The 22696-nt window shown below is 36.6% G+C and carries 17 protein-coding genes; 5 read left to right on the top strand and 12 right to left on the bottom strand.

The features are described 5' to 3' along the window. Positions 1-123: 123 nt before the first annotated feature. Positions 124-456: a hypothetical protein gene (locus tag WH267_RS13960; RefSeq protein ID WP_340009053.1), complete on the top strand. Its 333-nt coding sequence runs from the start codon at positions 124-126 to the stop codon at positions 454-456. A 48-nt stretch (positions 457-504) separates the two neighbouring features. On the opposite strand, the gene WH267_RS13965 is transcribed toward WH267_RS13960, so the two are convergent. Beyond that, on the bottom strand, positions 505-1602 hold the full coding sequence (locus WH267_RS13965; protein WP_340009055.1) for a DUF3667 domain-containing protein: 1098 nt from the start codon (positions 1600-1602) through the stop codon (positions 505-507). Between the two features lie 515 nt (positions 1603-2117). Here WH267_RS13965 and rplM point away from each other — a divergent pair. The 3 genes from rplM (at position 2118) to rpsB (ending at position 3935) form a co-directional block, all read left to right on the top strand. Then, entirely contained in the window at positions 2118-2573 is a 456-nt protein-coding gene (gene rplM / locus WH267_RS13970) for a 50S ribosomal protein L13 (protein ID WP_047385928.1), read from the top strand. A gap of 6 nt (positions 2574-2579) precedes the next feature. After that, the gene (rpsI, locus tag WH267_RS13975) at positions 2580-2966 is read left to right on the top strand and encodes a 30S ribosomal protein S9 (protein ID WP_045501218.1); all 387 of its coding nucleotides are present in this window, start codon (positions 2580-2582) and stop codon (positions 2964-2966) included. Positions 2967-3173: 207 nt separating this feature from the next. Continuing rightward, entirely contained in the window at positions 3174-3935 is a 762-nt protein-coding gene (gene rpsB / locus WH267_RS13980) for a 30S ribosomal protein S2 (RefSeq protein ID WP_045501217.1), read from the top strand. 277 nt (positions 3936-4212) lie between these two features. Here rpsB and WH267_RS13985 read toward each other — a convergent pair whose 3' ends face one another. The 9 genes from WH267_RS13985 to tsf form a co-directional block, all read right to left on the bottom strand. Next, the gene (locus WH267_RS13985; RefSeq protein WP_340009061.1) at positions 4213-4653 is read right to left on the bottom strand and encodes a DUF6759 domain-containing protein; all 441 of its coding nucleotides are present in this window, start codon (positions 4651-4653) and stop codon (positions 4213-4215) included. A gap of 6 nt (positions 4654-4659) precedes the next feature. Further along, on the bottom strand, positions 4660-5346 hold the full coding sequence (locus tag WH267_RS13990; RefSeq protein WP_340009063.1) for a DUF6759 domain-containing protein: 687 nt from the start codon (positions 5344-5346) through the stop codon (positions 4660-4662). A gap of 21 nt (positions 5347-5367) precedes the next feature. Continuing rightward, positions 5368-6045, bottom strand: coding sequence for a tRNA (guanosine(46)-N7)-methyltransferase TrmB (trmB, locus tag WH267_RS13995; RefSeq protein WP_115970540.1), 678 nt, complete (start codon positions 6043-6045; stop codon positions 5368-5370). Positions 6046-6145: 100 nt separating this feature from the next. Next, positions 6146-6919, bottom strand: a complete 774-nt coding sequence (locus WH267_RS14000; RefSeq protein ID WP_340009065.1) for a DUF6759 domain-containing protein — start codon at positions 6917-6919, stop codon at positions 6146-6148. A 244-nt stretch (positions 6920-7163) separates the two neighbouring features. After that, the gene (locus WH267_RS14005) at positions 7164-7970 is read right to left on the bottom strand and encodes a hypothetical protein (protein ID WP_115970538.1); all 807 of its coding nucleotides are present in this window, start codon (positions 7968-7970) and stop codon (positions 7164-7166) included. A 195-nt stretch (positions 7971-8165) separates the two neighbouring features. Further along, positions 8166-11561 carry a T9SS type B sorting domain-containing protein gene (locus WH267_RS14010; protein WP_340009067.1) on the bottom strand — a complete coding sequence of 1132 codons (3396 nt, stop codon included), beginning with the start codon at positions 11559-11561 and terminating at the stop codon, positions 8166-8168. A gap of 113 nt (positions 11562-11674) precedes the next feature. After that, positions 11675-14503: a T9SS type B sorting domain-containing protein gene (locus WH267_RS14015; protein ID WP_123320945.1), complete on the bottom strand. Its 2829-nt coding sequence runs from the start codon at positions 14501-14503 to the stop codon at positions 11675-11677. Positions 14504-14581: 78 nt separating this feature from the next. Further along, positions 14582-17863, bottom strand: a complete 3282-nt coding sequence (locus WH267_RS14020; RefSeq protein ID WP_340009070.1) for a T9SS type B sorting domain-containing protein — start codon at positions 17861-17863, stop codon at positions 14582-14584. A 252-nt stretch (positions 17864-18115) separates the two neighbouring features. Continuing rightward, positions 18116-18940 (bottom strand): translation elongation factor Ts, encoded by an 825-nt coding sequence (tsf, locus tag WH267_RS14025; RefSeq protein WP_340009072.1) that lies wholly within the window; start codon positions 18938-18940, stop codon positions 18116-18118. Positions 18941-19083: 143 nt separating this feature from the next. Here tsf and WH267_RS14030 point away from each other — a divergent pair, with 143 nt between their 5' ends. Beyond that, on the top strand, positions 19084-19848 hold the full coding sequence (locus WH267_RS14030; RefSeq protein WP_340009074.1) for a DUF6759 domain-containing protein: 765 nt from the start codon (positions 19084-19086) through the stop codon (positions 19846-19848). Between the two features lie 58 nt (positions 19849-19906). Here the strand turns inward: WH267_RS14030 and WH267_RS14035 are convergent, their stop codons facing one another. Together WH267_RS14035 and gltX are read right to left on the bottom strand one after the other, a co-directional pair. Then, positions 19907-20863 carry an acetyl-CoA carboxylase carboxyltransferase subunit alpha gene (locus WH267_RS14035; protein ID WP_115970533.1) on the bottom strand — a complete coding sequence of 319 codons (957 nt, stop codon included), beginning with the start codon at positions 20861-20863 and terminating at the stop codon, positions 19907-19909. 49 nt (positions 20864-20912) lie between these two features. After that, on the bottom strand, positions 20913-22640 hold the full coding sequence (gene gltX / locus WH267_RS14040; RefSeq protein WP_340009076.1) for a glutamate--tRNA ligase: 1728 nt from the start codon (positions 22638-22640) through the stop codon (positions 20913-20915). Between the last annotated feature and the right edge of the window lie 56 nt (positions 22641-22696).

A 22696-nucleotide genomic window follows, 5' to 3' on the forward strand; every position in this document is an offset into this window, starting at 1 on the left:
ATTTGAAAGTCTAAAGGTTCGGTAGTTACAGAATTAAAAATGACTTCCGGATTTTGTTTAGAAATTGACAGATACTGAATTACTCAAATTAAAATCTTTACTTTTGCATCATATTTTACAGACATGCAGAAAGCCTTAATATATTTCGCGTTGGGAACAGTAGTAAGCTTCCTTATCAATTATTTCTTTTTAAGTTCAGATAATATTGGCCTGGAATTTTATTATGCCGTTGCCTTTGGGGCAGCATGGGGCATTGCTTATTATTTGGATACTCCGGATTTTACATTGCCTAAAAAATTGGGCCTGTCATTTGTTGTGATGGGAATTTTAGTTTTGATAGGAACTTTAATTTTTAAACTTGAACTGGCCATTCCATCCATACTGAAATTTTCAATGGTTTTTGTAGCCTATTATGTAATTGCAAGTTTTAGGGCAACCAAATCATTGAGAAAATAAACAAATATAAATAAGGCTGTCACATTGGACAGCCTTATTATTTTATAGTTAATGGAGCATCATGAAACTTACCAGAGCAAGACCTGTGAGTAAAAACATGAATGCAAAAAAGTTGATGGTTAATAGGATTATACCAACTATAATGCTTACTAATCCGTTTGCACGGTAAACCCGTCTGTGAGCAATGAAGAAATATCCCATACTGTATATGGTAATGATAGTCATTCCTAAATAGAGAAATGCATTTAGAGCTTTAATTTCTGTTAATTTTGCCACTTTACCCAATAGGAATATCAGTAAAATGGTAAGTAATAGGAAAGAGAAATAATGCAGAGTGAAAATTCCATGGTCAAAATACCACCATTTTTTCTTATTGTGAAACACCCATAAGAAGAATGCAAACAAAGGAAGATAAATGAAAAGAGCTTTAGGAAGATTGTGAAATGATTTTTCTATCATATTGTTAAATAGTTCTTTTTTGGTAATACCGTGTTCTTTGAGTTCGAAGTATTTGTGAACAATTGGTTTCTCTACGAAATCAAGGGACCCTGGATTTTTAGCCATGGCAGAATCATAGGCCTTCTTCGTTTTATAGATTCCATCACCGGAATCTATTGTTTTGTTCATATCCAGCATTTTTTCCAGATTGGCAGAATCAGGAATCATTTCTAGTTTTTCAATGGCAAGAGAATCTTCTTCTGTCAGAATTTTTTTAGTCTTTATACTGTCTATGATCTTCTTGGTTCCAAGAGAATTAATAGGTTTTACTATTTTTAAAATACCAGGTTTGTCATGTTCTTCATTATTTTTGTCATTGGAACCTATATTAACCATAGGAAACAACGCAAATACAAAAAATGTAATAAAGCTGACAAAAATATAAAGCTTTACCGGGGGAACAAATATCTGCCTTTTTCCTTCAAGGTAAGTGTTCGTTAGTTTCCCGGGTTTAAACAAAAGATTTTTCCCGGTTCCCCAAAATTGTCCGTCATAATGAGTAAAGTCTTCAACGAAGTGAGTGAATAGAAAATAGAAAGGCTGCCGTCTCTCAGTATTTTCCTGTCCGCAGTGAGGACAGAATCTTTCCTCTACTTGATGCCCGCAATTCAGGCAGGTTTTATCTTCTCGTATCTTTCCGTGGCTCATAGTACTTATTTGTGCGACAAAGATAATTATTTCAGTAAATAAGCAATGATATCACTAGACTTTTAAAGGAATCTTTAAATAAAATTAAAATTAGAATCAATAATGATGCTTCAAAGAAAAAGGAGTCAATATATAAATGAACTACAATATTAATAGGTTGAGTTGAAATATCTACTTTATAGAATATAATAGATTCTCTTAAGATTAGAACTTAAAGGTCAGGAAAGAACCTTGCTTGAATTTTAGAAGAAAAGTAATAAAGAAAGAGTTGAGGGAAAGAACTCTTGCTTTATCATAATTTGTGTTTTTAGAACCTTCTAAACGTTTTTTTTCATCGCCACAACATTTAACAAGTTTTGTGCCAAAAGTATAAATAGTGTTAAAATCTATTGCTATAGAGTTGAATAGCAGATATTCTATAGATTAAATGAAATATGTTTTTGGGATATAAAAATAATTTGTACCTTTGCACACCCTTTTAGGGGTAAATTATGTTTAATCTTTAACTAAAACGTGTGAATACATTAAGTTACAAAACTGTTTCAGCGAACAAAGCTACTGCTAATAAAGAATGGGTTGTGGTAGACGCTGAAGGACAGCCGTTAGGAAGACTAGCTTCTACGGTTGCAAAGATTTTGAGAGGTAAGCACAAAACGAATTTTACACCTCACGTAGATTGTGGTGATAACGTAATCGTTTTGAATGCTGGGAAAATTACGCTTTCCGGAAACAAGTGGGCTGATAAGACTTATATCTGGCATACAGGATATCCTGGTGGACAGAAGTCTATGACTGCGGCTGAACTTCAAAAGAAAGATTCTTTAAAGGTATTAGAGAAGTCTGTAAAAGGTATGTTACCTAAAAACAGATTAGGATCTGCTATCCTTAAGAACCTTTATTTATATGAAGGAACTGAGCACAAACATGAAGCTCAACAGCCTAAAACAATTAATGTTAACGAATTTAAATAATTAATTATGTCTATAGTTCACAAAATCGGAAGAAGAAAAACTTCTGTAGCTAGAGTTTATGTAAGACCAGGTTCTGGTGTTATTACAGTAAACGGTAAAGATGCTGCAACTTATTTCTCTACAGACGTGATGGTTTACAAATTAAACCAACCGTTTATCCTTTCTGAGACTGTTGGTCAGTATGACGTTACCGTAAATGTTTTCGGTGGTGGTAATACAGGTCAGGCAGAAGCTATCAGATTAGGTATTTCAAGAGCTTTATGCGAAATCAACGCTGAGTTCAGATTAGCATTAAAGCCAGCTGGTTTACTTACAAGAGACGCAAGAATGGTGGAAAGAAAGAAGCCAGGTCAGAAAAAAGCAAGAAAGAGATTCCAATTCTCAAAACGTTAAGATTTCTTGTTGGCGAATGGCTTATGGCTATTGGCTACAGAAATGTACTACATTTTATTTAAACTTAATCTCGGCGAAAAGCCTGCTGCCAAAAGCAAAAAGCAAAACGCCCATTGCCCGTTATGTTTAGCATCCAAACGCTTCTCCCATCTAAAGAAGTTGTTGATTGTTTAAAAGACGGAAAGTAAACTAACAAAAACAGAAAACATGGCAAAAGCAAATGTAAAAGACCTTTTAGAGGCTGGCGTACACTTCGGTCACATGACTAGAAAGTGGAATCCAAATATGGCTCCATACATTTTTATGGAGAAGAACGGTATTCACATTGTAGACTTACATAAAACAGCAGTTAAATTAGATGAAGCGTGCAGCGCTTTAGAAAAATTAACTTCTGCAGGTAAAAAAGTTCTTTTCGTAGCTACTAAGAAGCAAGCGAAAGAAGTGGTTGCAAAACACGCTTCTGAACTTAATATGCCTTATATTACAGAAAGATGGCCAGGGGGTATGTTAACGAACTTCGTTACTATCAGAAAGGCGGTAAAGAAGATGAACTCTATCGACAAAATGAAAAAAGACGGTACGTTCGAAACTTTATCTAAAAAAGAAAGATTACAAGTTGACAGACAAAGAGCTAACTTAGAGAAAAACTTAGGTTCTATCTCTGACATGGTTAGACTTCCTTCTGCAATCTTTGTAGTTGATATCTTAAGAGAACACATCGCGGTAACTGAAGCTAAGAAATTAGGTATTCCAGTTTTCGGTATCGTTGATACAAACTCTGATCCTAGAAAAGTAGACTTCGTTATCCCAGGAAACGATGATGCTTCTAAATCTATCGATATGATCTTGAGCATTGTTTCTGATTCTATCAAAGAAGGTCAGTCTCAAAGAAAAGCTGATAAAGAAAAATCTAAAGAAGAAGGAGAAAAGGTATCTGCTGATACAGATGCTGATTTCGATGCAGAATAATTAAAGATTTTCTTTAATATAGGAAAAACGCTGGATTTCGATCCAGCGTTTTTTGTTTTTATATGTACTCACAGATTTTGTAGATAATGCAGATTTATATAAGCGTTTATAATCCTATACAAGTCTCAATAAGAGCTTTAAATGATATATTGATTAACTTCTACGGAATAATTAGAGGATCCGAAAAAATGGCATAAGAAAGCAGAAATCGACTGCCTTTAGAATATCTGAAAAATATTTATAAAATAAAAACCCCACAGTAATCTGCGGGGTTTATTTAATTTGAAATTTTTATAACATAAGAAGTGGTGATAAACTTTGTAGACTGATAAGAAGAGTTGCAAAGCATTCCGGATAATCTGTAGTTCTGATTCTTCGTCACCATTGTATATCCTATTTTTCCGGCACCTATTGGAATTTTTTTAAAAAATCCGTTTCCGCTTACTGTAAGAACCATATTGCATGGAGATTTGTTTTCTACAGAAATGGAAGTCTTAGGATTACCGGGGTCATCATTATTGAGAAGATCATTCAGAACTTCAGCTGTCTCAGGCTTATAGGTTTTTATCAGTTCATTGTATTCCCTTTCCGCATTAGCTGCACTGCTGCCTCCACCAGTATTGGTAGGGTAGGGGTTTCTTATGGGATAACCACCGTAATTTACACTACAGCTGGTAAGGATCATTGAAACCCCGGTAAGAACTAATAACTTTTTCATACCCGTTTATTTTTTTGCTTTTCTTTTTTTTAATGGTTTTTCAGGCGGAGCTTTTGTTGTTGAAACCGGTTGAACTCCTGGCTGACCTGGATTGTCTATGGTTACAAAGATACTTCTTTTTATATCTTTTTGAGAAAAGTACTTCATGTCACAAACATTGCTGCTTAGTGTATAAGAGCCTTTATTAACTATAATGAAGTTTTCTCCGTGAGCGGGAACTGCAAGATTGTAATAATCTTTTCCTTCTATCCGGAGAACAATATTACAATCCGAATTATTCTTAAATAAAAGAATAGATTCTTTTTTAGTAATGTCCTCATTAAGCATTGTATTTAAAAGCTGTGCGGTTTTCTCCTTATGTTCTGCAGATGTTTCGGCAAGTAACCGCTTGAATTCTTCTGCTTCATTAGAGTTGGGATCTTTCATTGCATTTTTGGGGATATCTGCAATGACGGGCCTGGCTTCCATAGGTTTGGCAGTACGTGATCCCTTCGTCCACTCAGAGTTTTTTAAAGCAATGAGTTTAGGTTTCAGCACACTTTTTTTAGGATCGTCAGGGTGTGCGGTCTTAAGATATTCTTCAATTTCCTTGATATTTGTGCTTTTTAGGATGTCTTTATTACCTTTTTGTGAATAGATAAAGACAGGGGTAAGGAAAGAGAAAAATAAAATCGTCAAAATTTTTTTTTTCATCAATAGTGTTTGTTTATTTCATCAGTGTATCCGGAATTTTATATAGGTTATCGTTTTTCCTTTTGCTGAGAACAGTTGCTCATAATACGTCTGGATGTCTCTCAAATGCGGCGTATTAGGATCGTATTCAGGTGCTCCGTAGATATCGTGGTGAGCGGTAATGATTTCATATCCTGCTCCCTGTAAATATCCAAGCGTATATCCGTGAAGAAATTCTGAGTCCGTCTTCAGGTGGATGATCCCTCCTGGCTTCAGGAATTTTTTATAACGGGCTAAAAAGTCCGGATGTGTTAATCTATGTTTTGTTCTTTTATATTTGATTTGTGGGTCCGGGAAGGTAATCCAGATTTCATCCACTTCATTTTCGGCAAAGAAATAATCTACAAGTTCGATCTGTGTTCTTAAAAAAGCCACATTAGTCATTCCGTTTTCCACTGCTTCTTTGGCACCGAACCAGAATCTAGCCCCTTTAATATCAATCCCGATAAAGTTTTTTTCAGGAAATGTTTTGGCTAATCCTACAGAGTATTCTCCTTTTCCACAGCCTAGCTCAAGAACAATAGGGTTGTCGTTTTTAAAGAAGTTTTCTCTCCATTTTCCCTTAAGTTCAAAGCCTTCTAAAGCATTTTCTCTTGTAGGTTGAATTACATTCGGTAATATCTTGTTTTCTGCAAATCTTGCTAATTTATTCTTGCCCATTAAGTCATTTATAAAATGAGTGCAAAAATAGTAAAATTTAGACAGAATTGAGGTCTTTTAATGCTAAAAGACCTATGGGGAAACTATTATATTGTTTTGATTATTTTGATGTTGCGCTGCCTAATGCAACCATGATGGGTTTTTGGATGGTCTTTTGCGATGCGTACTGTGCACCACAGACTAAACTTGTGAAAAGATACTGGCCTTTTTCCACTACAATTGAGTTGTCTTTATGAGCCGGAACAGCAAGTCTATATTTTGTAGTTCCTACCCCTTCCATTCTTACGATAATATTACAGTCAGATTGATTTTGGATAAGAACAATACATTCCTTGGCATTGGGATCATTATCAAACAGAGAGTTAAGGATCTTCACTGTTTTATTTTGATGTTCGATAGGAGAAATATTCATCAGCATATTAAATTCTTCTGCTTCTGCATTAGGAATGGCTGCATTGGCTGATGTATTAACAACAAAAGCATTCTGAGTGCTGCTTGGAGTATAGGTTTCTGTAGATTTTTTAGCGGCAAGTTCAGCTTTATATTTAGCAATCTGCTTCTGTTTGATGATTGCATTCATTTCATCAAAAGTAATCTTCGTAGAAGGTCGCCTCCTTAACAAAGCCAGCATTTCCTGCATGTCTTTTACTTTTTGATCTTCCGGATGGGCATTTTTAATGTATTCTTTCATCATTTCCATAACCCGGGGTTTCAGTACTGACCTTCGGGGATCATCAGGATGAGCGTCCCTTAAGAAAGCATTGATTTCGTAAATATTATTGCTTTTCAGAATTTCGCTGTAGTCTTTTCCTTTCTTTTGGGCAGACATACTGAAAAACAAGACCGAGGCAAGAAGTAAAAGTATTTTTTTCATTAATAAATATTAAGTTAAAAATGGGTTACTTTTTCTTAATTTGGTTTTTGGGCAATTAGTATTTAATAGGATAACGAATTAGTATTGTTTTTATTTTAAACACATTATTGTGACATAAAATTAAATATATTTTTAAATATGAATGAAATATATTCAATAAAAAATAAATGATTAATAATGGGGTGTTCTGCTTGTTATAAAAAAAACCATGTAAAAATTACATGGTTTGTATAGATCTGAATGGCTATTTATCAGCCTGTTGAGGACTAATGACTTCCTGAAGATGCGAGTTCTTTAGTCGTTTCTGGTAAATAGGCATGTATTTTTCAATAGGAATTTTTATAGCTTCGTAATTTCCTGCCAGTACATAAGGTTGTATATTTTCAGAAGTATAAACGAATTGTAGGAAGTTATCGATCAGATTTTCAGGAATTTTAAATTTCGCAAAATAATCTTTACCTAAGTAATTTTTGATCTGGGTGATAGAAGTATTCATGCTCTCATAAGCCTTATAACGTTGTTTTTTCTTTCTCTCTCCGGAAAGCATATCATAGATGCTTTCAATGCTGAAGGTCAATCCGCCATCTCTTAATCCGGCAACCGGAAGCTCTGGTGGTGTTCCGTCTCCTTTAGGCTCAGGAAGCCCTATCACTTTTTTGATCGCCAGTGCTTTGTCTTCTTTTCTTAGTGAGTTTACATCATACCTTAAGTTACCTGTAGGTTTAAACCTGCTGAGCACAATTTCCTGGATCTCATAATAGGCAATTTTCAGCTCTACCAGGTTTTTTTGTTCCATAAGCTGAGGAGTAAGCTTAATATCCTTCCGTTCAGTAACAATTGAGGTAAACCGGATGACATCTCCAGAATTGGCAGGAACACTGAAGTTACCGTTATAGTCAGCAAGTACAGTCTTTTGAGTATTTAAATTGGTAACATATACCTGATTAAGATAAAGGATCGAGTTGTCTCTCAGAAATACCTCTCCGGAATATATTTGGGCATTGATTTTTGCCAGAAAAATCAACAGCAACAGAGTAAACAGTTTCTTCATATAATTGGCAAAATTACATAGAAATCCAGCAATTTCTGCTTAATTAGATAACGAATAGTGGTTAAAGTTATATTAAACTTTAGTATTCAATTGTTAATGAATGTTATAAATATATTTCCAGGCTGAATTGTGTTCTGATATACTTAAGATACCAAGGTTGAAGGAGGATTGTTTTCTTTCAACCTTTTTATGATTTTATCGATGTTTTACCAGTAACCAGCTTGAGTATTTTATTGAAACTGTGGAACCAAATTCTGTCCAGCTGATGAAATACCAATAGGTAGCTGTAGGGACATATCTGCCTCCAACTCTTCCATCCCAGGTATATCGGTTTTCATGAGTACCTCTGAAGAGCTCTGCACCATACCGGTCAAAGATTCTGAATACAAGATTATCATGAGACATCAGCGCAGAATAGTCTATGGACTCATTGCGCCCGTCTCCGTTAGGCGTAATGGTGTTGATCAGATTGATGATGGCAAATTCCTTTTTAGCTTCTCCACATGCTTTAGAGTCTCTTACCATAGCATAATGTGCACCTCTAGGTACATTATAGAAAATATTTGAAGTCTGCCAAATCACTCCGTCCAATGAATATTCGTAAGGTGGAGTACCTCCACTAGCTCCAATCTTCACTGTTGTTCCTTCAATTTCAATAGACGTAATAATCGGAATCTGATATTCAGTAACGTTGACATTCTGTTTGTACACACACCCTTTAAAGGTAAGCTCTACCCAATAGCTGCCGGCAGGTACATTATTAATTGAAGGGCTGGTTGCTCCGGTGCTCCACAGGTATTTTTCGAATCCCGGACCTGCATCCAATGTAGTTGTTGTTTTTGGGCAGATAATCTGGTCTTTAAGAAGTTCTGAGGTTTTAGGAATTTTGATGGTTATTTTAATAGAAGCAACTTCCGGGCATACCCCATTTTTTTCAAAACGGATATAAAATGTTTGAGATGCAGTAATATTTACAGTAGCTGCTAATGGAGATACATTGTTCTGGGCATCAGCTAAACTTGCATGAAAAGTAAAAGTAACATTAGGATCTAGTGTGAATTGTGGAATAAACTGAGCCAGGTTTACGTTCTTTACTCCATCCAGGTCGTCATCACATACATTTTCTTCTACTGCCTGGCTTGCCAATTGTATTTTTGCTCCGATACTGAACTGTAAAGGCTTAATGACAGATGGGCACCCGTCAGGTGAATCTACTCTGATATAGATGGTGGTAGCTGCGGTATAGCTCCAGTTATTAGGCAGGGTATTTGTATTTCCTGCATTGGCATCAATTAATTTTTCATAATATCTTACGGTGAAATAAGTAGGATTATTAAGGACTGTAGCAGTAACATTAGAAAGAATGATATTGACGGTTCCATCGAAATTATCATCACAGAATTCTCCTTTGTAATTATCCACTAATGTTATTTTGTTGTAAAAAGACAAAGTGATTTGGGCGATGCTTTTACATCCGAGTGTATTTTTAACTACAACATAGACGATTGTACCGTTTGTTGCCGAATAAGCATTAGGTACTGTGATTCTGGTAGCTGGGTTTTCCGCTTGGGCATCTGCCAGTGTTGGGTAATAAGTTATGGTAACGGGAGAATTTGTGGTTACACTGGCTGTTGTAAGGTTAAATGTTCCTTTTCCATTTATGTCACAGGCAAATAATACTGAATTGGTGACCGTAATTGCTTTAATATTAATGGTTACTGTTACTGTTTCACAATCCGGAAAGTCAGGATCATCTCCACAGAAAGTATAAGTGAATGTATCAGTTCCTGCTGTGCCGGGAGTATTGACAGTATAGGTAATTTTACCGGTAGCCGGATCTACGGCTGCCGTGCCCAATGCAGGAGGCGTAGTCACTGCTACTGTAGCCGGTACAGGATTTTGTGAAGAGGTACTGAAGGTGGGAATTATCGTCTGTGTGGTACACACGTCGTAAGCTGTAGCGGTCAGTTTTGTACAGTTGGTAACTTTAAATTTTTCGGTAACCAAAGGAGCACAGCTTCCCATTGTTACAGAGCAAGTATAATACCCGGATTGTGTAGGATTGATAGAAGAACTGTTAGCTCCTGAAATTGCTATTCCGTTTCTGTACCACTGATAGGTATCATAAATAATAGGGTCTACCGTAAGTACAAGTCCTGGAATACAGTTTCCCCCGGATTTTAAAATAACAGGCTGTGTAGGAAAGCCTGCAAAGAAACCTCCATACCCTACAGCATCACTTCCTGCCGTAATTCCTGCTGTAATGGCTTTACTTGAAACTACGGTGATTGTTCCGGTTACATCAGGAATTCCATAAGTAACCCAGTTAGTGGTACCGGTCATATTATAAGGTCCCGTTGATGCAGGCGGAGTTCCGCCATTTACCGTAACCACAGCTCCTCTTTCTGTAACTAGGTTCAGCTTAGTAGGGATATTGAGAACCCCGGACGGGTTTACATTGGAGTGAACAAAATTTTCATCAATAAACCCCAGCTCATTGATCTGCTTGGGAAGATAACAATTTAAAGCCGGAATAAAATTAAATCCTCCGGTGGCCACTTCATTCGATGTTTTTGAATCTCCTGCTAAGATCTGGTAAACATAAGCATTTTTAGAGGTTTTAATGAATAAGTTATAATGGTTGCCTCCCTGAAGACTGTATTTAGTGTCGGGAATTACAAAATATTTTCCGGTATTCAGTGTGGTGATAGGTGTTAATTCATTATTTACATAGATTTGGGTATTGTCTTCCGTGGCAATAATCAAAGCTCCCTCCATATTGGCGCCAATACTTCCATTACCTTTTACGAGAGCAAATTCACTTCCGAGCCTGTCAACAGGTACAGCCTGGTCCATTAAAATGTCAGAGCTGGTAGGATAGTTTCCGGCATATTGGCCATTGAAGTTTCCATTGGTGACATTGATTGGCCTGTTCGAAGTGATTTTAGCACCGATAAACCCATCGAAGTTTCCTGTATTATTTCCGATTCCATCAATAATATACGACTGTCCTTTATTTAGAGTGATGTTTATAGTGGGATTAGTTGCTCCCGTGGTCCCGTTTGAGAATTGTACAAGTGGGCTGTAACCGGTAATGGTAACAGTGGTGTTATTTTCTGTTGCCAGAATACTGGTCATAAAGTTCAGGATATCATTATTTACGCTGATAGGAGCTGAAGCAGCAAAGAAACTTTTCCCGGTTGATGGGATTCCTTTAGAAGTGATGATTTCAGCATGGTTAAATACTGAAAACCTTAAGTTTGCATAAAACGGAAATTCAGCTTTCAGGTATAATCCTTTTGTGGTAGGAGTAAAAAGATCTGTCTGTTGGGTGGTAATGATAAAGTTTCTTAAAACATCAAACTTCTGCGGATTGTTCTTGCTGATATCCACGGTTCCTATCAGAACGTTATTATTATAGATACTTACCGGAAAAGATGTGGTGCGGTTGGTAGATAAATAGAGCTTCTGATAGGGAAAGGAAGCGCCTGACCGGTCTATCATAGGGGCAAACCAATGCTCTCTGTCTAATTGTGCAAAGGTAGAATTGAATATATAAAGTATAAATAAAAAAGATAGAATTTTCTTCATTCAGTGATGGTATTTATCACAAATTTAACAATAAAATGTATTAAAGTGTTGAAAATGAAATAAAAAAACCACGATTTTGAAATCGTGGTTTTGAAAGTTATAAAGGTATATGGTTATTCCCTGTTTTTTACCATAATCCAACCTGTGTATTTAATTTCGGTTTTTTCTTTGTTTGATTCATTCCATGAAACATGATACCAGTATGTACCTGTTATCAGTTTCTTGTCGAAGTGTCTTCCGTCCCACTTGTAATTATTGAATTTATTTCCTGTAAATATCATATTTCCGTATCTGTCATACACTACAAAGTTAAGGTTGTCTTTGTATGAAAGATCACTGTAATCGATATAGTCATTGATGTTATCTCCATTAGGAGTAATGGCATTCAATAAATTAGGAACTGTTACTTCTGCTGAGTTAGGAGTACAGTTGTAAGCATCTTTTACATAGAATTTATGCTGTCCTCTGCTTAACCCTGTGAAAGTATTTGAATCCTGCCAGTTCGTAGTTCCGTCAACAGCATATTTGTAAGGGGCTTTACCTCCTACCACAACTACTGTAGCTGTAGTATTGTTGATTTCAATTTGCTGGATAACTGGTTCAACTGCTTTTTTCACTCTTACTACCTGTGTAAGAAGGCATCCGTTTTTCTCAAGAATTACAGAATATTCACCTACACCTACACCTCTGATTCCTGAAGATGTTGCTCCGTTGTTCCATAAGTAAGAATCATATCCAGGTCCAGCATCCAGGTCAGTTGTAGCATCAATACAGATGTATTTATCTACAAGGACTGGAGATTTTTTGATTGGAAGAGGGATCAGTTCAATTTTTGCAGTTGCACTACATCCTTGTTCAGTAGTAATCTTCACATAAACAAAACCTCCTGTAGCAGGATAGTTGTTCGCTGGTTTTATTTCATTCAAACCTGAAGTAAGGTCTTTTAATGTACGGTAATATTTTTTTATTGCTAATCCATAGTCTGTAACGTTTGCTGTTGTCAGATCAAAATAAGCATAAGGTGCTACATCGTACCAACAAGCTTTAATAGAAGCATCTTTCACAATGAAAGGGATAACCGTAAGTTTTAAGGTAACTTCTTCACAATCCATAAAATCCGGGGAGTCTCCACAGAATGTATAAACGATAGTATCAGTTCCTTCATAATTAGGTTTCGGTGTATAGGTAATTGTACCATCTGGATTTATCACTGCCGTTCCGTTAGTAGGAGGAGTAAGGATTTTTAAAGTACTGAATACCGGAGTCTGAGTCGAAGAGGAGAAGGCTGGAGTAATGATCTTAGTAGAACATGCTGGTTCTTCTTTAGTAGTCAGCTTCAGACAGTTCGTTACTTTATATGGAGCTGTTGTTATTGATTGGCATGCTCCCATTGTAACCTTTACAGAATAATAGCCAGGTTGTGTAGGAGAATACTTATAAGCATTTGCTCCGGAAATGGCTACATCATTAAGAAACCACTGATACGTATCATAAGTATCAGCCACATCTAAAACAATTCCAGGAACACAGTCACCTGTCTTAGAAATTCCAGGAACAGATGAGAACCCTGCAAAATATCCACCATATCCGGCAGAGCTGTATCCTCCGTTGATACCAGCTGTTACCGCTTTTGTAGAGGTAATGGTAAGGTTAGGAGGGAAGGTTCCCACTGAATAGGTTACCCACTGAGAATTTCCCGTTAAAGGATATGGTCCATCAGCTGCAGAAGGTGCTACACCATTGACTAGTACAGTTGCTCCTACCTCAGTTAATATATTAAGTTTTAACTTAATATCACTAGTAGCAATGCCCGGCATTTCATTGATCTTACCAATTTCATCAATTTTTCGGGGTAAGAAACAGTTCAACGGTGGTATATAATTATAGCCGTTGGTTGCACCACTTGATCCAACTCCAACGAATTGATATAGGTATACATTCTTAGAGGTAGAAATGAACATGTTAGAATGGGTTCCTCCAGGCTGAGCCACATAGTTGGTCTCGTTGATTCTATACCAGCCTCCTGCATTTCTGGTAGCAACAGGAGTGGTTGAGCCATTAAGATATATTTCAGTATTGTCTTCAGTGGCAATAATAAGACCTCCTTCCATATTTAGAGAAGGATCTGTAGATATGGTTTTCACCATAGCAAACGTATTCCCTAATCTTTCTACAGGGACAGACTGGTCAAGAACGGCATCAGAACCGCCACTTCCGCCGGTTGAAAAGTTACCATTACAGCTACCATTGGTAAGGGTAACTGGTTTGTTGGTAACAATCTTAGCACCAATGAAGCCTTCCTGATTAGCTTTTGTGTTTCCTCTTCCTGCAAAAATAAAAGATTGCCCTTTGTTTAAAACAAACGAATGGTTTTTGCCAGGTGGAGTACCATTAACAAATTTTAAGTCGTTAGTAGTCCAGCTTACAGTAACGGTTGTGTTGTCCTCAGTAGCCAGGATTCCTGCTGTAAAGCCATCTAGTGTAGAATCACCTGGGTTTCTTTGGTTAGGGCTGGTAGCTACATAAAATAGGTTACCGATTCCAGCTCTTCCCTTACTGGTAATAATTTCACCATGGGCATCCTGTGCTAATCGTAAACTGCAATAGAATGGTTTGTCCGCTTTTAAATAAAGCCCTTTTGAACCTACAACAAATGCATCGGTAGCTCCATTAGCTGTAATAAGAGATTCTTCGACATCAAATGTTTTAGGGTCTCCTTTGGCAATAGTAACGGTACCTATAAGGGTGTTTGCGCTGAATATTTTTACGTCAAAGGGAGTCGTAGAATCAGTGGATAGATATACCTTATTTTCATAGCTGTTAAACGTTGATGGTGTCAACACACTATAATAAGGTGCAATCCAGTGCTCGGTATCCCTTTGCGCGAAGAGGGTATTAATTGTTAAAAAAGTTAATACCAGACTGAGTAGAAATCTTTTCATGTGTATGGAATTAGGATTTCTACAAAATTAAAATAAAAAATCAAATACTTTTAATAAAATGTAAATAAATGTTGAAAATTATTCCCGATTTTTAATTAAAATCCATCCTGAATGTGAAACTGGTAATTGAGTGTCTGGTTCGACCCATTTTATAACATACCAGTAAGTTCCCGTAGGAAGACTTCTGCCATTGGATTTTCCATCCCAGATATAATTTTTGTCAGAAGACTTATATACAGGATTTCCATATCGGTCTGACACCTCTATTGATACATGCTGTTTTATTCTTAATTCGGAATAGTTCAGGACATCATTGATTCCATCTCCATTGGGCGTGATGGTATTGATAAGATTAATAATCAGGAACTCTTTGGTTACATGTCGGCATCCGTCTGAGCCCAATACATACACTGTATGCATTCCTCTTGATAATCCTGTAAATACATTGGAATTCTGATAATCAAAACCATTTAATGAATATCGGTAAGGAGGCGTTCCACCGGTTACCTGTACAGTAGCTGTGGTACCAGAAACATCTATTCTTGAAATAACAGGTGACTGTGCAGTAGTTACCTTTACATATTGACGGTATACACAACCGTTAAACCCAAGATCTACATAATAGTTTCCTGCAGAAGCACTAATGGTTTGGCTGGTTGCTCCATTACTCCATAAATAGGACGAAAATCCTGAGCCTGCATCCAAAAGAATTTTTTCATTAGAACAGATCATCTGGTCATAGAGTGTAGTAGACTTTTTAGGAGTTTTTAAAGCAAGTGTTAAGACACCTGTGGTAGGACATGCTGTACTGCTTTGGAATCTTACGTGATAAATAGTTCCTGTAGAAGTAATAATCTGTGATGCTGAGACAGGATTAGTTCCCGCCTGCGCATCAGCAGCAGAGGTATAGAATGTTAAGATCACATTAGGATCAACTGTAAATAACCCTTTGTAATCATTCAGGTTTACAGATTCAGAACCACTGATATCATTATCACAGACATCAGCTTTAGCATTATTTGTAATTAAAGAAACCTTATTTCCGATTGTGAAATTAATCTGTCCGAAGACTGCGGGACAGCTTCCGGTATTACCTGTCGCTCTTACATATACCGTAGTATTCGCTGTATAAGTCCAGTTATCAGGAAGAGTATTACTGTTGCCTGCAATGGCATCAGCCTGGTTAAGGTAATATTTTACTGTAAAGATGGCTGAGTTGGCAACAATCTGCGGAGTAACATTGTTAAAGTTGATCACTACACTTCCGTCAAGATCACTTCCACAGCTATTGGCATTGAAATTACTGGTATTAATAACGGGAACAGGGAATGTGTTTAAAGTAATGGTAGCTACTTTAGAGCATCCATAAGAGGTTACATTGGCATACACAACTCCTGCCGGACCTGTGTAACTGAGCGGATTAGCAATAGGCCCTGTTAGATTAGCATTGGTGAAGTAAGTTATCGTAGCTCCCGGAGTTGGGCTTACACTGGCTGTTTTCAGATTGTATGTTCCATTTCCATTAGTGTCAGCACAGGAAAACATGACATCATTAGTAACCTGAAGAGTGTGAATATTCACTTCTATCTTAAAATATTCAAAAGCTGCAGGGTCTCCATTTCCCTGAATATAATAGGTGAAGGTATCTGTGAAATCTGTAGGTGTACCTGCATTAGGAGTATAAGTGATTTGTCCTGTTGTCGGATTGATGGTAACCGTTCCGTTGGCAGGCTGTGCCATAATGCTAGTCTTGGAAGGATCTACTGTCTGACTAGAGCTTGTAAATGCAGGAATAATTACCTTAGGGTTACATGAACCAATATCATAGGTTGTTGTAGTAATAGGTGGGCATACTGTATAATTATACTCTGCGGTAAGTCTGGTTTCACAGCTGTTCTTAGTAATCTTGCAGGTGTAGATTCCGGATCCGTATGTGTCCGGATTAATTGAAGGAGTTGTTGCCCCTGTGATTTCAGTGCCATTAAGGTACCATTTGTAGTTATCATAGCCTGATTCTACCTCTAAAAGAACTCCATTATAACAGTCTCCGGTTTTCTTGATCACCGGAATTGAAGAGAATCCTGCAAAATATCCTCCGTATCCTACAGCTCCGTTTCCGGCAGCAATTCCAGCAGTTACAGGCTTGGTTGAGTTTACTGTAATATTCCCCGTCACTCCCAATATGGAATAAGTTTCCCAATCTGGATTTCCCGTTACGGAATAAGGACCGTTTCCTGCAGCAATCGGATTTCCGCTTACTGTTACAATGGCTCCTTTCTGTGTAATGATATTCAGTCTCGTAGTGAAAGAATCACTTCCGATTTTGTTGATAATTCCTATCTCGTCTATTTTTGTTGGCATAAAGCAGCTTACAGGAGGGATAAAATTCATTCCTCCGGAGGCAAATTCATTTCCACTTACTGCTCCTGATAACAACTGGTATACATAAACGTTCTTGGTAGCAGAAATATTCATGTTATAATGACCATTTCCCTGATTGATATATTTATTACTGGGAACAAGATAGTACTTTCCTGCATTAAGGATCACAGGTGACCCGGTTCCGTTGAAAGTAATCTGTGTATTGTCTTCTGTAGCAACAATTACTGCACTTTCCATTTGAGAAGTGACCCCTCCGTTACCTTTTACCATTACAAAGCTCTTCCCCAGTCTGTCTACCGGAACAGACTGATCCATCAATACATCATTATTGGTTACATTTACGTAAGCCCCGTTAAAATTTCCATTTGTAACTGTGATGGGTTTTGTAGAGGTAATCTTAGCTCCAATCAGACCCGTTTTATTTATATTCTTTTGAGAACTTACTACATCAAGAATATAAGACTGGCCTTTATTGAGAGTAAAAGTTTTCGTTGGGGAAGTAGTTCCATTTGAAAAAAGAAGAGAAGGATCATAACCTGAAATTTCCACCACTGTATTGTTTTCGGTTGCGGTAACACCAATAGAAGAATTCATATAGGTGGCAGAGCCTGCAATAGGAGCCATGCCGGCATAGAAAGTCGTTCCCAAAGCTGCTGCTCCTTTGGAAGTAAGGATTTCAGCCTGATTTTGAAGTGAGAATCTGTAATTAGCAAAGAACTTCTTAGCTCCCTTCACATGAAGTCCCATAGAATTTGCGGTGAATAGCTGAGACTGAGAAGTGGCAATTAAAAAATTATTAGGTACTGATACCGATATAGGATTGTTTTTGCTTACCTGTACTGTAGTGTAAAGCATATTATTATTGAAAACCTGTACGGAAAATGGTGTGGATTCGTCTGTAGACAGATACAAAAATCCTTGAAGTTGGCTAACATTAGCTTTCGCTGCCATTGGAGCAAACCAGTGTTCTGTATCCAATTGGGCATTCACTAATAGACAAAAAAAAGTGCAAAAAGCTAGTAGATATTTTTTCATGCGTTATTATAAGGGCCGCAAATTTAAGCATTAATAATCAAAATTTTATATAAAAAAAATCTTTGAATTCCGGATTATTCCATAATTATTAAATATTTAAAATTTACTTCATTTTACGTTCATGTTTGTTGGTTTTATTCCATAAAAAAATCCCGATGAAAAAATCATCGGGATTCAATATTTTTAAAAGTGGGATTATAAGCTTACTCTTACAAATCCTGTTACTTTTAGATCAGCGTTTACAGATTTTACATAATCAGCAACTGATATACTAGAATCTTTAATAAAATCCTGGTGTACCAAAGTGTTGTCTTTGTAGAATCTCTGCATTTTACCTTTCAAGATATTATCGATAATGTTTGCAGGCTTACCTTCTTCAGTAAGTTTGTGTCTTTCAATCTCTAATTCTTTGTCGATAGTTTCCTGAGAAACTTTAGTTTCGTCAAGAGCGATAGGGTTCATCGCAGCAGCTTGCATAGAAACAGATTTAGCAACTTCGTCAGCTCCGTCTACTTTTGCAGAAAGAGAAGTGATTGCAGCAATTTTGTTTCCAGCGTGGATATAAGCTCCTAGGAATGGTCCTTCGATTCTTTCGAATGTACCGATTTCGATTTTTTCACCGATAACACCTGTCTGCTCAATCAATTTATCAGCAACAGTCATTCCGTGGAAATCTGTAGCTAATAATTCTTCTTTAGTAGCAGCAAAGATTGCCATTTCAGCTAATTCATAAGCTAGCTCGATGAAAGCTTCGTTTTTACCAACGAAGTCAGTCTCACAATTTAAAGAGATAATAGCACCTAAAGTGTTATCTTCATTTACTCTTGCGATTACAGCACCTTCAGTAGATTCTCTGTCAGCTCTGTTAGCAGCTACTTTTTGTCCTTTTTTTCTAAGGATATCTACTGCTTTTTCGAAGTCTCCTTCAGCTTCAACTAGAGCTTTTTTGCAGTCCATCATACCTGCACCTGTTTGGTTTCTTAATTTAGCTACGTCTGCAGCAACTGGTGTATAAGACATAATATCTATTATTTTTTATTTAAGATTAGTATTAATTTTTAGCTTAATTTTAAAGCAGTGCAAAGATAATGATTTTAATGATAAACTAAAAAATGACTTTTCACGTTATTAATATATTTAATACTATTTTAAAGATTTGATTAATGAAAAAAATCTTCCTTCTCCTTTTTGTATGCATTTTTGCTCTTGGTTTTTCTCAAAAAAAGAAAAAGACAAAATCTAAAGCCGTAGTGGAAAAAGAAACTGTGATCATTTACACGGAGCAGGAAGCTGAAACTTCAAAAGAGACAAGGGTGATTGCTGGTTTCATCAAGCAAAATCCCGGGCATGCACGAACCGATTACTTTAAAAAAAGATTGATGGAAATTATCATGGCAGATAATTCTCCTGAAGCAAAACCTACTATAAAGCCAATCAGTAAAGAAAAGATTGAAAACATTGTTAAAAATAATGAACTGAACAGTGGTAAAGTAATTGCTGCTAATAAGGCATCTACTACAAATAATACGAAGAATACAGATAAAGTAAATAATGCTATCAATGCATTGAAAGAAGAAAGGTTGGCAACCTATGCTTCAGCAGGTTCTGCAAAAAGTGTAGGTTCTTCGGCTAAATCCGAACCTAGCGAAGCGAATAAGAAAACAGCAGCTATGCTTACCCATCTTTTTAATAATGATATTAATAAAAATGAAGCTTATATCAATATTAAAAACAGGTCAAGCTGTAATCTGATCGTGAAAATAAGTGGTAAAAAATATTATAATTTGAGTGTTCCTGCTAAAGGGGAAAACTTTATTCTGATTGATAAAGGAGAATATGTGCTGACCACGATGGTATGTGATGCAAAGTATTCTTCACTGAAGAAAATTACTCAGGATGTTGAGATCGCTCTCAATGTAGCTGATTAACGAAAGAAGAAAACTAAAGTAAAAAGGTTAAGAAATATTTCTTAACCTTTTTTATTTTTTATCCTTTAAACTGACCCATCGCGATAAATTTATCCTGTCTCTGGGTTTCAAGCTCCTGTCCTGTAAATTTGGAAAAAGCTTTGATATTCTGTAAAATTGAATTTTTCAAGTTCAGATAAGTGGTCTCCTGATCGTAGTGAGCACCTCCAAGTGGTTCTTCAATAATTCCGTCAATGAATTTTTCTCTTAGAGCATCGTTTGGAGTAAGGTTTAGTGCATTGGCAGCATCTTCTTTATGATCCCAGTTTCTCCATAGGATAGAAGAGCAGCTTTCCGGTGCAATTACAGTATACCAAGTGTTTTCCAACATATATACTTTGTTACCTACACCTATTCCTAATGCTCCACCACTGGCTCCTTCCCCAATGATGTAAGTGAAGATCGGAGTTTTCAGCTGAACCATTTCAAAAATATTTCTTGCAATTGCTTCTCCTTGTCCTCTTTCTTCAGCTTCCAGTCCCGGATAAGCTCCCGGTGTATCCACTAAAGTCACTACAGGGATGTTGAATTTCTCAGCAAGCTTCATTAGTCTTAAAGCTTTTCTGTATCCTTCCGGATTGGGCATTCCAAATCTTCTGTGCTGTCTTTCCTTAGTCGTTCTTCCTTTTTGAGTCCCGATGATCATTACTCTCTGACCATCCAGGGTAATCAATCCTCCAATCATTGCCGGGTCATCAGCGAAATTTCTGTCTCCGTGAAGTTCTAAGAAACTGCCTTTGTCTGCCATTCCGTTAATATAGTCCAAAGTATAAGGACGATCCGGATGACGGGACAGTTGTACTCTTTGCCAAGGTGTAAGATTTGAATAGATTTCTTTTTTCTTTTCTAAAATCTTATCCTCAATCTGGCTGCATGCTAATTTTACATCAACACCACTTTCTTCTCCTACTAAAGAACATGTCTGGTATTGATCCATCAATTCTTTGATAGGAAGTTCGAAACTTAAATATTCCATTTCTTGAAGTAAATTAAATCTTTCAAATGTATGAAAAATTATGGTAATTTTATTTAAAATTATTTATAGCATTGCTTATTCTGGCGATACTTTCCTCTTTTCCAATGATTTCCAGAATATCCGGAACATCTGGTCCTTTAAGTTCTCCTACTAAAGCTAATCGCAATGGCATCATTACTTTACCCATTCCCAATCCTTTGTTTTCTGCGAAATCATGCATCATCTGCTTTAATGTTTCTGCAGCAAAGTCTGTAGACTCAAGGGTTGTCGATAATTCTCCTAAAATAGCAGATGTTTCATCATTCCATGCTTTTTTAGAAGCTTTTTCATCATAAGAAGTAGGGGCTTCAAAGAAAAATTTTCCGTTTTCATAGATGTCTTTCGGGAAAGTAGCTCTTTCTTTCATCAGAGGAATTACTTTCAATAATTTTTCGTCGGTAGCACCTGAAAGATCAAGATCTGAGCTTTTAAGCATCTGAAGAAGTTCCTCATCTGATCTCATCTGAATATACTGGTGGTTGAACCATTCTGATTTTTCTTTGCTGAATCTTGCACCTGCCTTATGTACTTTATGAAGGTCAAATTCTTTAGCCATGTCATCCAAAGAAAGAATTTCCTTATCATCTGCCGGAGACCAGCCTAATAACGCAACCATATTGATGAACGCATCAGGAAGATATCCGTTTTCTCTGTATCCTTTAGAAACAGCACCTGTTGCAGGATCTTTGAAATCAAGTGGGAATACCGGGAATCCGAATTTATCACCATCTCTTTTGCTTAGTTTTCCTGAAAGTCCTTTCTTTAAAAATTGCTTTACAGCAGCAGTTAACGGATTGTCATTATCATTTTCACCCAGCATTGATTTGAATCTAGGGCTCTTTACTTCTGCAAAGAATGATTTGATGATCGGGGCAGATTCGTCAAAAGAAAACTGACTGTTCTTTGTTATAAATTCATCCGTAAAAGATTTTGTGATCCCGTCAATATTATCTTTACTGATTAATGCTGAAACATCAGGTTTTAGAATCAAAGAAAGGTGAGCAAATTGTGGAGCTTCCCACTCCATTGCTTCATATAATAAAGTGTGTAATCCTAAAGATGGTAGCCATTCTTCACCACGAATTACATGGGAGATTTCCATTTCATGATCATCGATAATGTTGGCAAAATGGTAAGTTGGCATTCCGTCATTTTTTACCAGCACTTTATCATCTAAAGTATTGGTGTTAACCGATGATTTTCCACGGATGATGTCTTCAAGATTCAATACTCTGTCTACAGGCATTTTGAATCTTACCACATATGGAGTTTTTGCATCCAATAATTTCTGGACTTCCTCTTCAGAAAGGGCAAGACTGTTTTTTAAACGGTTTCTTGTTTTATTATCATAAGAAAAAACCTCTCCGTTTGCTTCAAATTCTGCACGTACAGCATCCAATTCTTCCGGAGTATCAAAAGCCATATAAGCATAATCCGTTTTTAAGATCTGCTCTGTATATCTGTCATAGATGTCTCTTCTTTCAGATTGTCTGTAAGGGGCAAATTTTCCTCCTTTCTTAGGACTTTCATCAGGGATGATTCCACACCATTCTAAAGCTTCTTCAATGTATTCTTCAGCTCCTTCTACATATCTTGCGGTATCTGTATCTTCAATTCTCAATACAAATTCTCCCCCTTGATTTTTTGCAAAAAGGTAATCATATAATGCAGTTCTTACGCCTCCCAAATGTAAAGGTCCGGTAGGACTTGGAGCAAAACGTACTCTTACTTTCTCCATTTCAATTAAAATTTTTGCAAATTTACTTAAAATTATACGGTTGCGATACAATTATA

It is taken from the genome of Chryseobacterium sp. MYb328, from assembly GCF_037572595.1.
GTDB classification, from domain to species: domain Bacteria; phylum Bacteroidota; class Bacteroidia; order Flavobacteriales; family Weeksellaceae; genus Chryseobacterium; species Chryseobacterium pennae.

What these genes read in the sequence shown, in the direction of transcription:
- gltX (WP_340009076.1), bottom strand. Translation starts at nt 22,640, where the DNA reads ATGGAGAAAGTAAGAGTACGTTTTGCTCCAAGTCCTACCGGACCTTTA.
- rpsB (WP_045501217.1), top strand. Translation starts at nt 3,174, where the DNA reads ATGGCAAAAGCAAATGTAAAAGACCTTTTAGAGGCTGGCGTACACTTC.
- trmB (WP_115970540.1), bottom strand. Translation starts at nt 6,045, where the DNA reads ATGGGCAAGAATAAATTAGCAAGATTTGCAGAAAACAAGATATTACCG.
- WH267_RS14010 (WP_340009067.1), bottom strand. Translation starts at nt 11,561, where the DNA reads ATGAAGAAAATTCTATCTTTTTTATTTATACTTTATATATTCAATTCT.
- WH267_RS14030 (WP_340009074.1), top strand. Translation starts at nt 19,084, where the DNA reads ATGAAAAAAATCTTCCTTCTCCTTTTTGTATGCATTTTTGCTCTTGGT.
- WH267_RS13985 (WP_340009061.1), bottom strand. Translation starts at nt 4,653, where the DNA reads ATGAAAAAGTTATTAGTTCTTACCGGGGTTTCAATGATCCTTACCAGC.
- WH267_RS14035 (WP_115970533.1), bottom strand. Translation starts at nt 20,863, where the DNA reads ATGGAATATTTAAGTTTCGAACTTCCTATCAAAGAATTGATGGATCAA.
- WH267_RS14005 (WP_115970538.1), bottom strand. Translation starts at nt 7,970, where the DNA reads ATGAAGAAACTGTTTACTCTGTTGCTGTTGATTTTTCTGGCAAAAATC.
- WH267_RS14000 (WP_340009065.1), bottom strand. Translation starts at nt 6,919, where the DNA reads ATGAAAAAAATACTTTTACTTCTTGCCTCGGTCTTGTTTTTCAGTATG.
- WH267_RS13990 (WP_340009063.1), bottom strand. Translation starts at nt 5,346, where the DNA reads ATGAAAAAAAAAATTTTGACGATTTTATTTTTCTCTTTCCTTACCCCT.
- WH267_RS13960 (WP_340009053.1), top strand. Translation starts at nt 124, where the DNA reads ATGCAGAAAGCCTTAATATATTTCGCGTTGGGAACAGTAGTAAGCTTC.
- tsf (WP_340009072.1), bottom strand. Translation starts at nt 18,940, where the DNA reads ATGTCTTATACACCAGTTGCTGCAGACGTAGCTAAATTAAGAAACCAA.
- WH267_RS14015 (WP_123320945.1), bottom strand. Translation starts at nt 14,503, where the DNA reads ATGAAAAGATTTCTACTCAGTCTGGTATTAACTTTTTTAACAATTAAT.
- WH267_RS13965 (WP_340009055.1), bottom strand. Translation starts at nt 1,602, where the DNA reads ATGAGCCACGGAAAGATACGAGAAGATAAAACCTGCCTGAATTGCGGG.
- rpsI (WP_045501218.1), top strand. Translation starts at nt 2,580, where the DNA reads ATGTCTATAGTTCACAAAATCGGAAGAAGAAAAACTTCTGTAGCTAGA.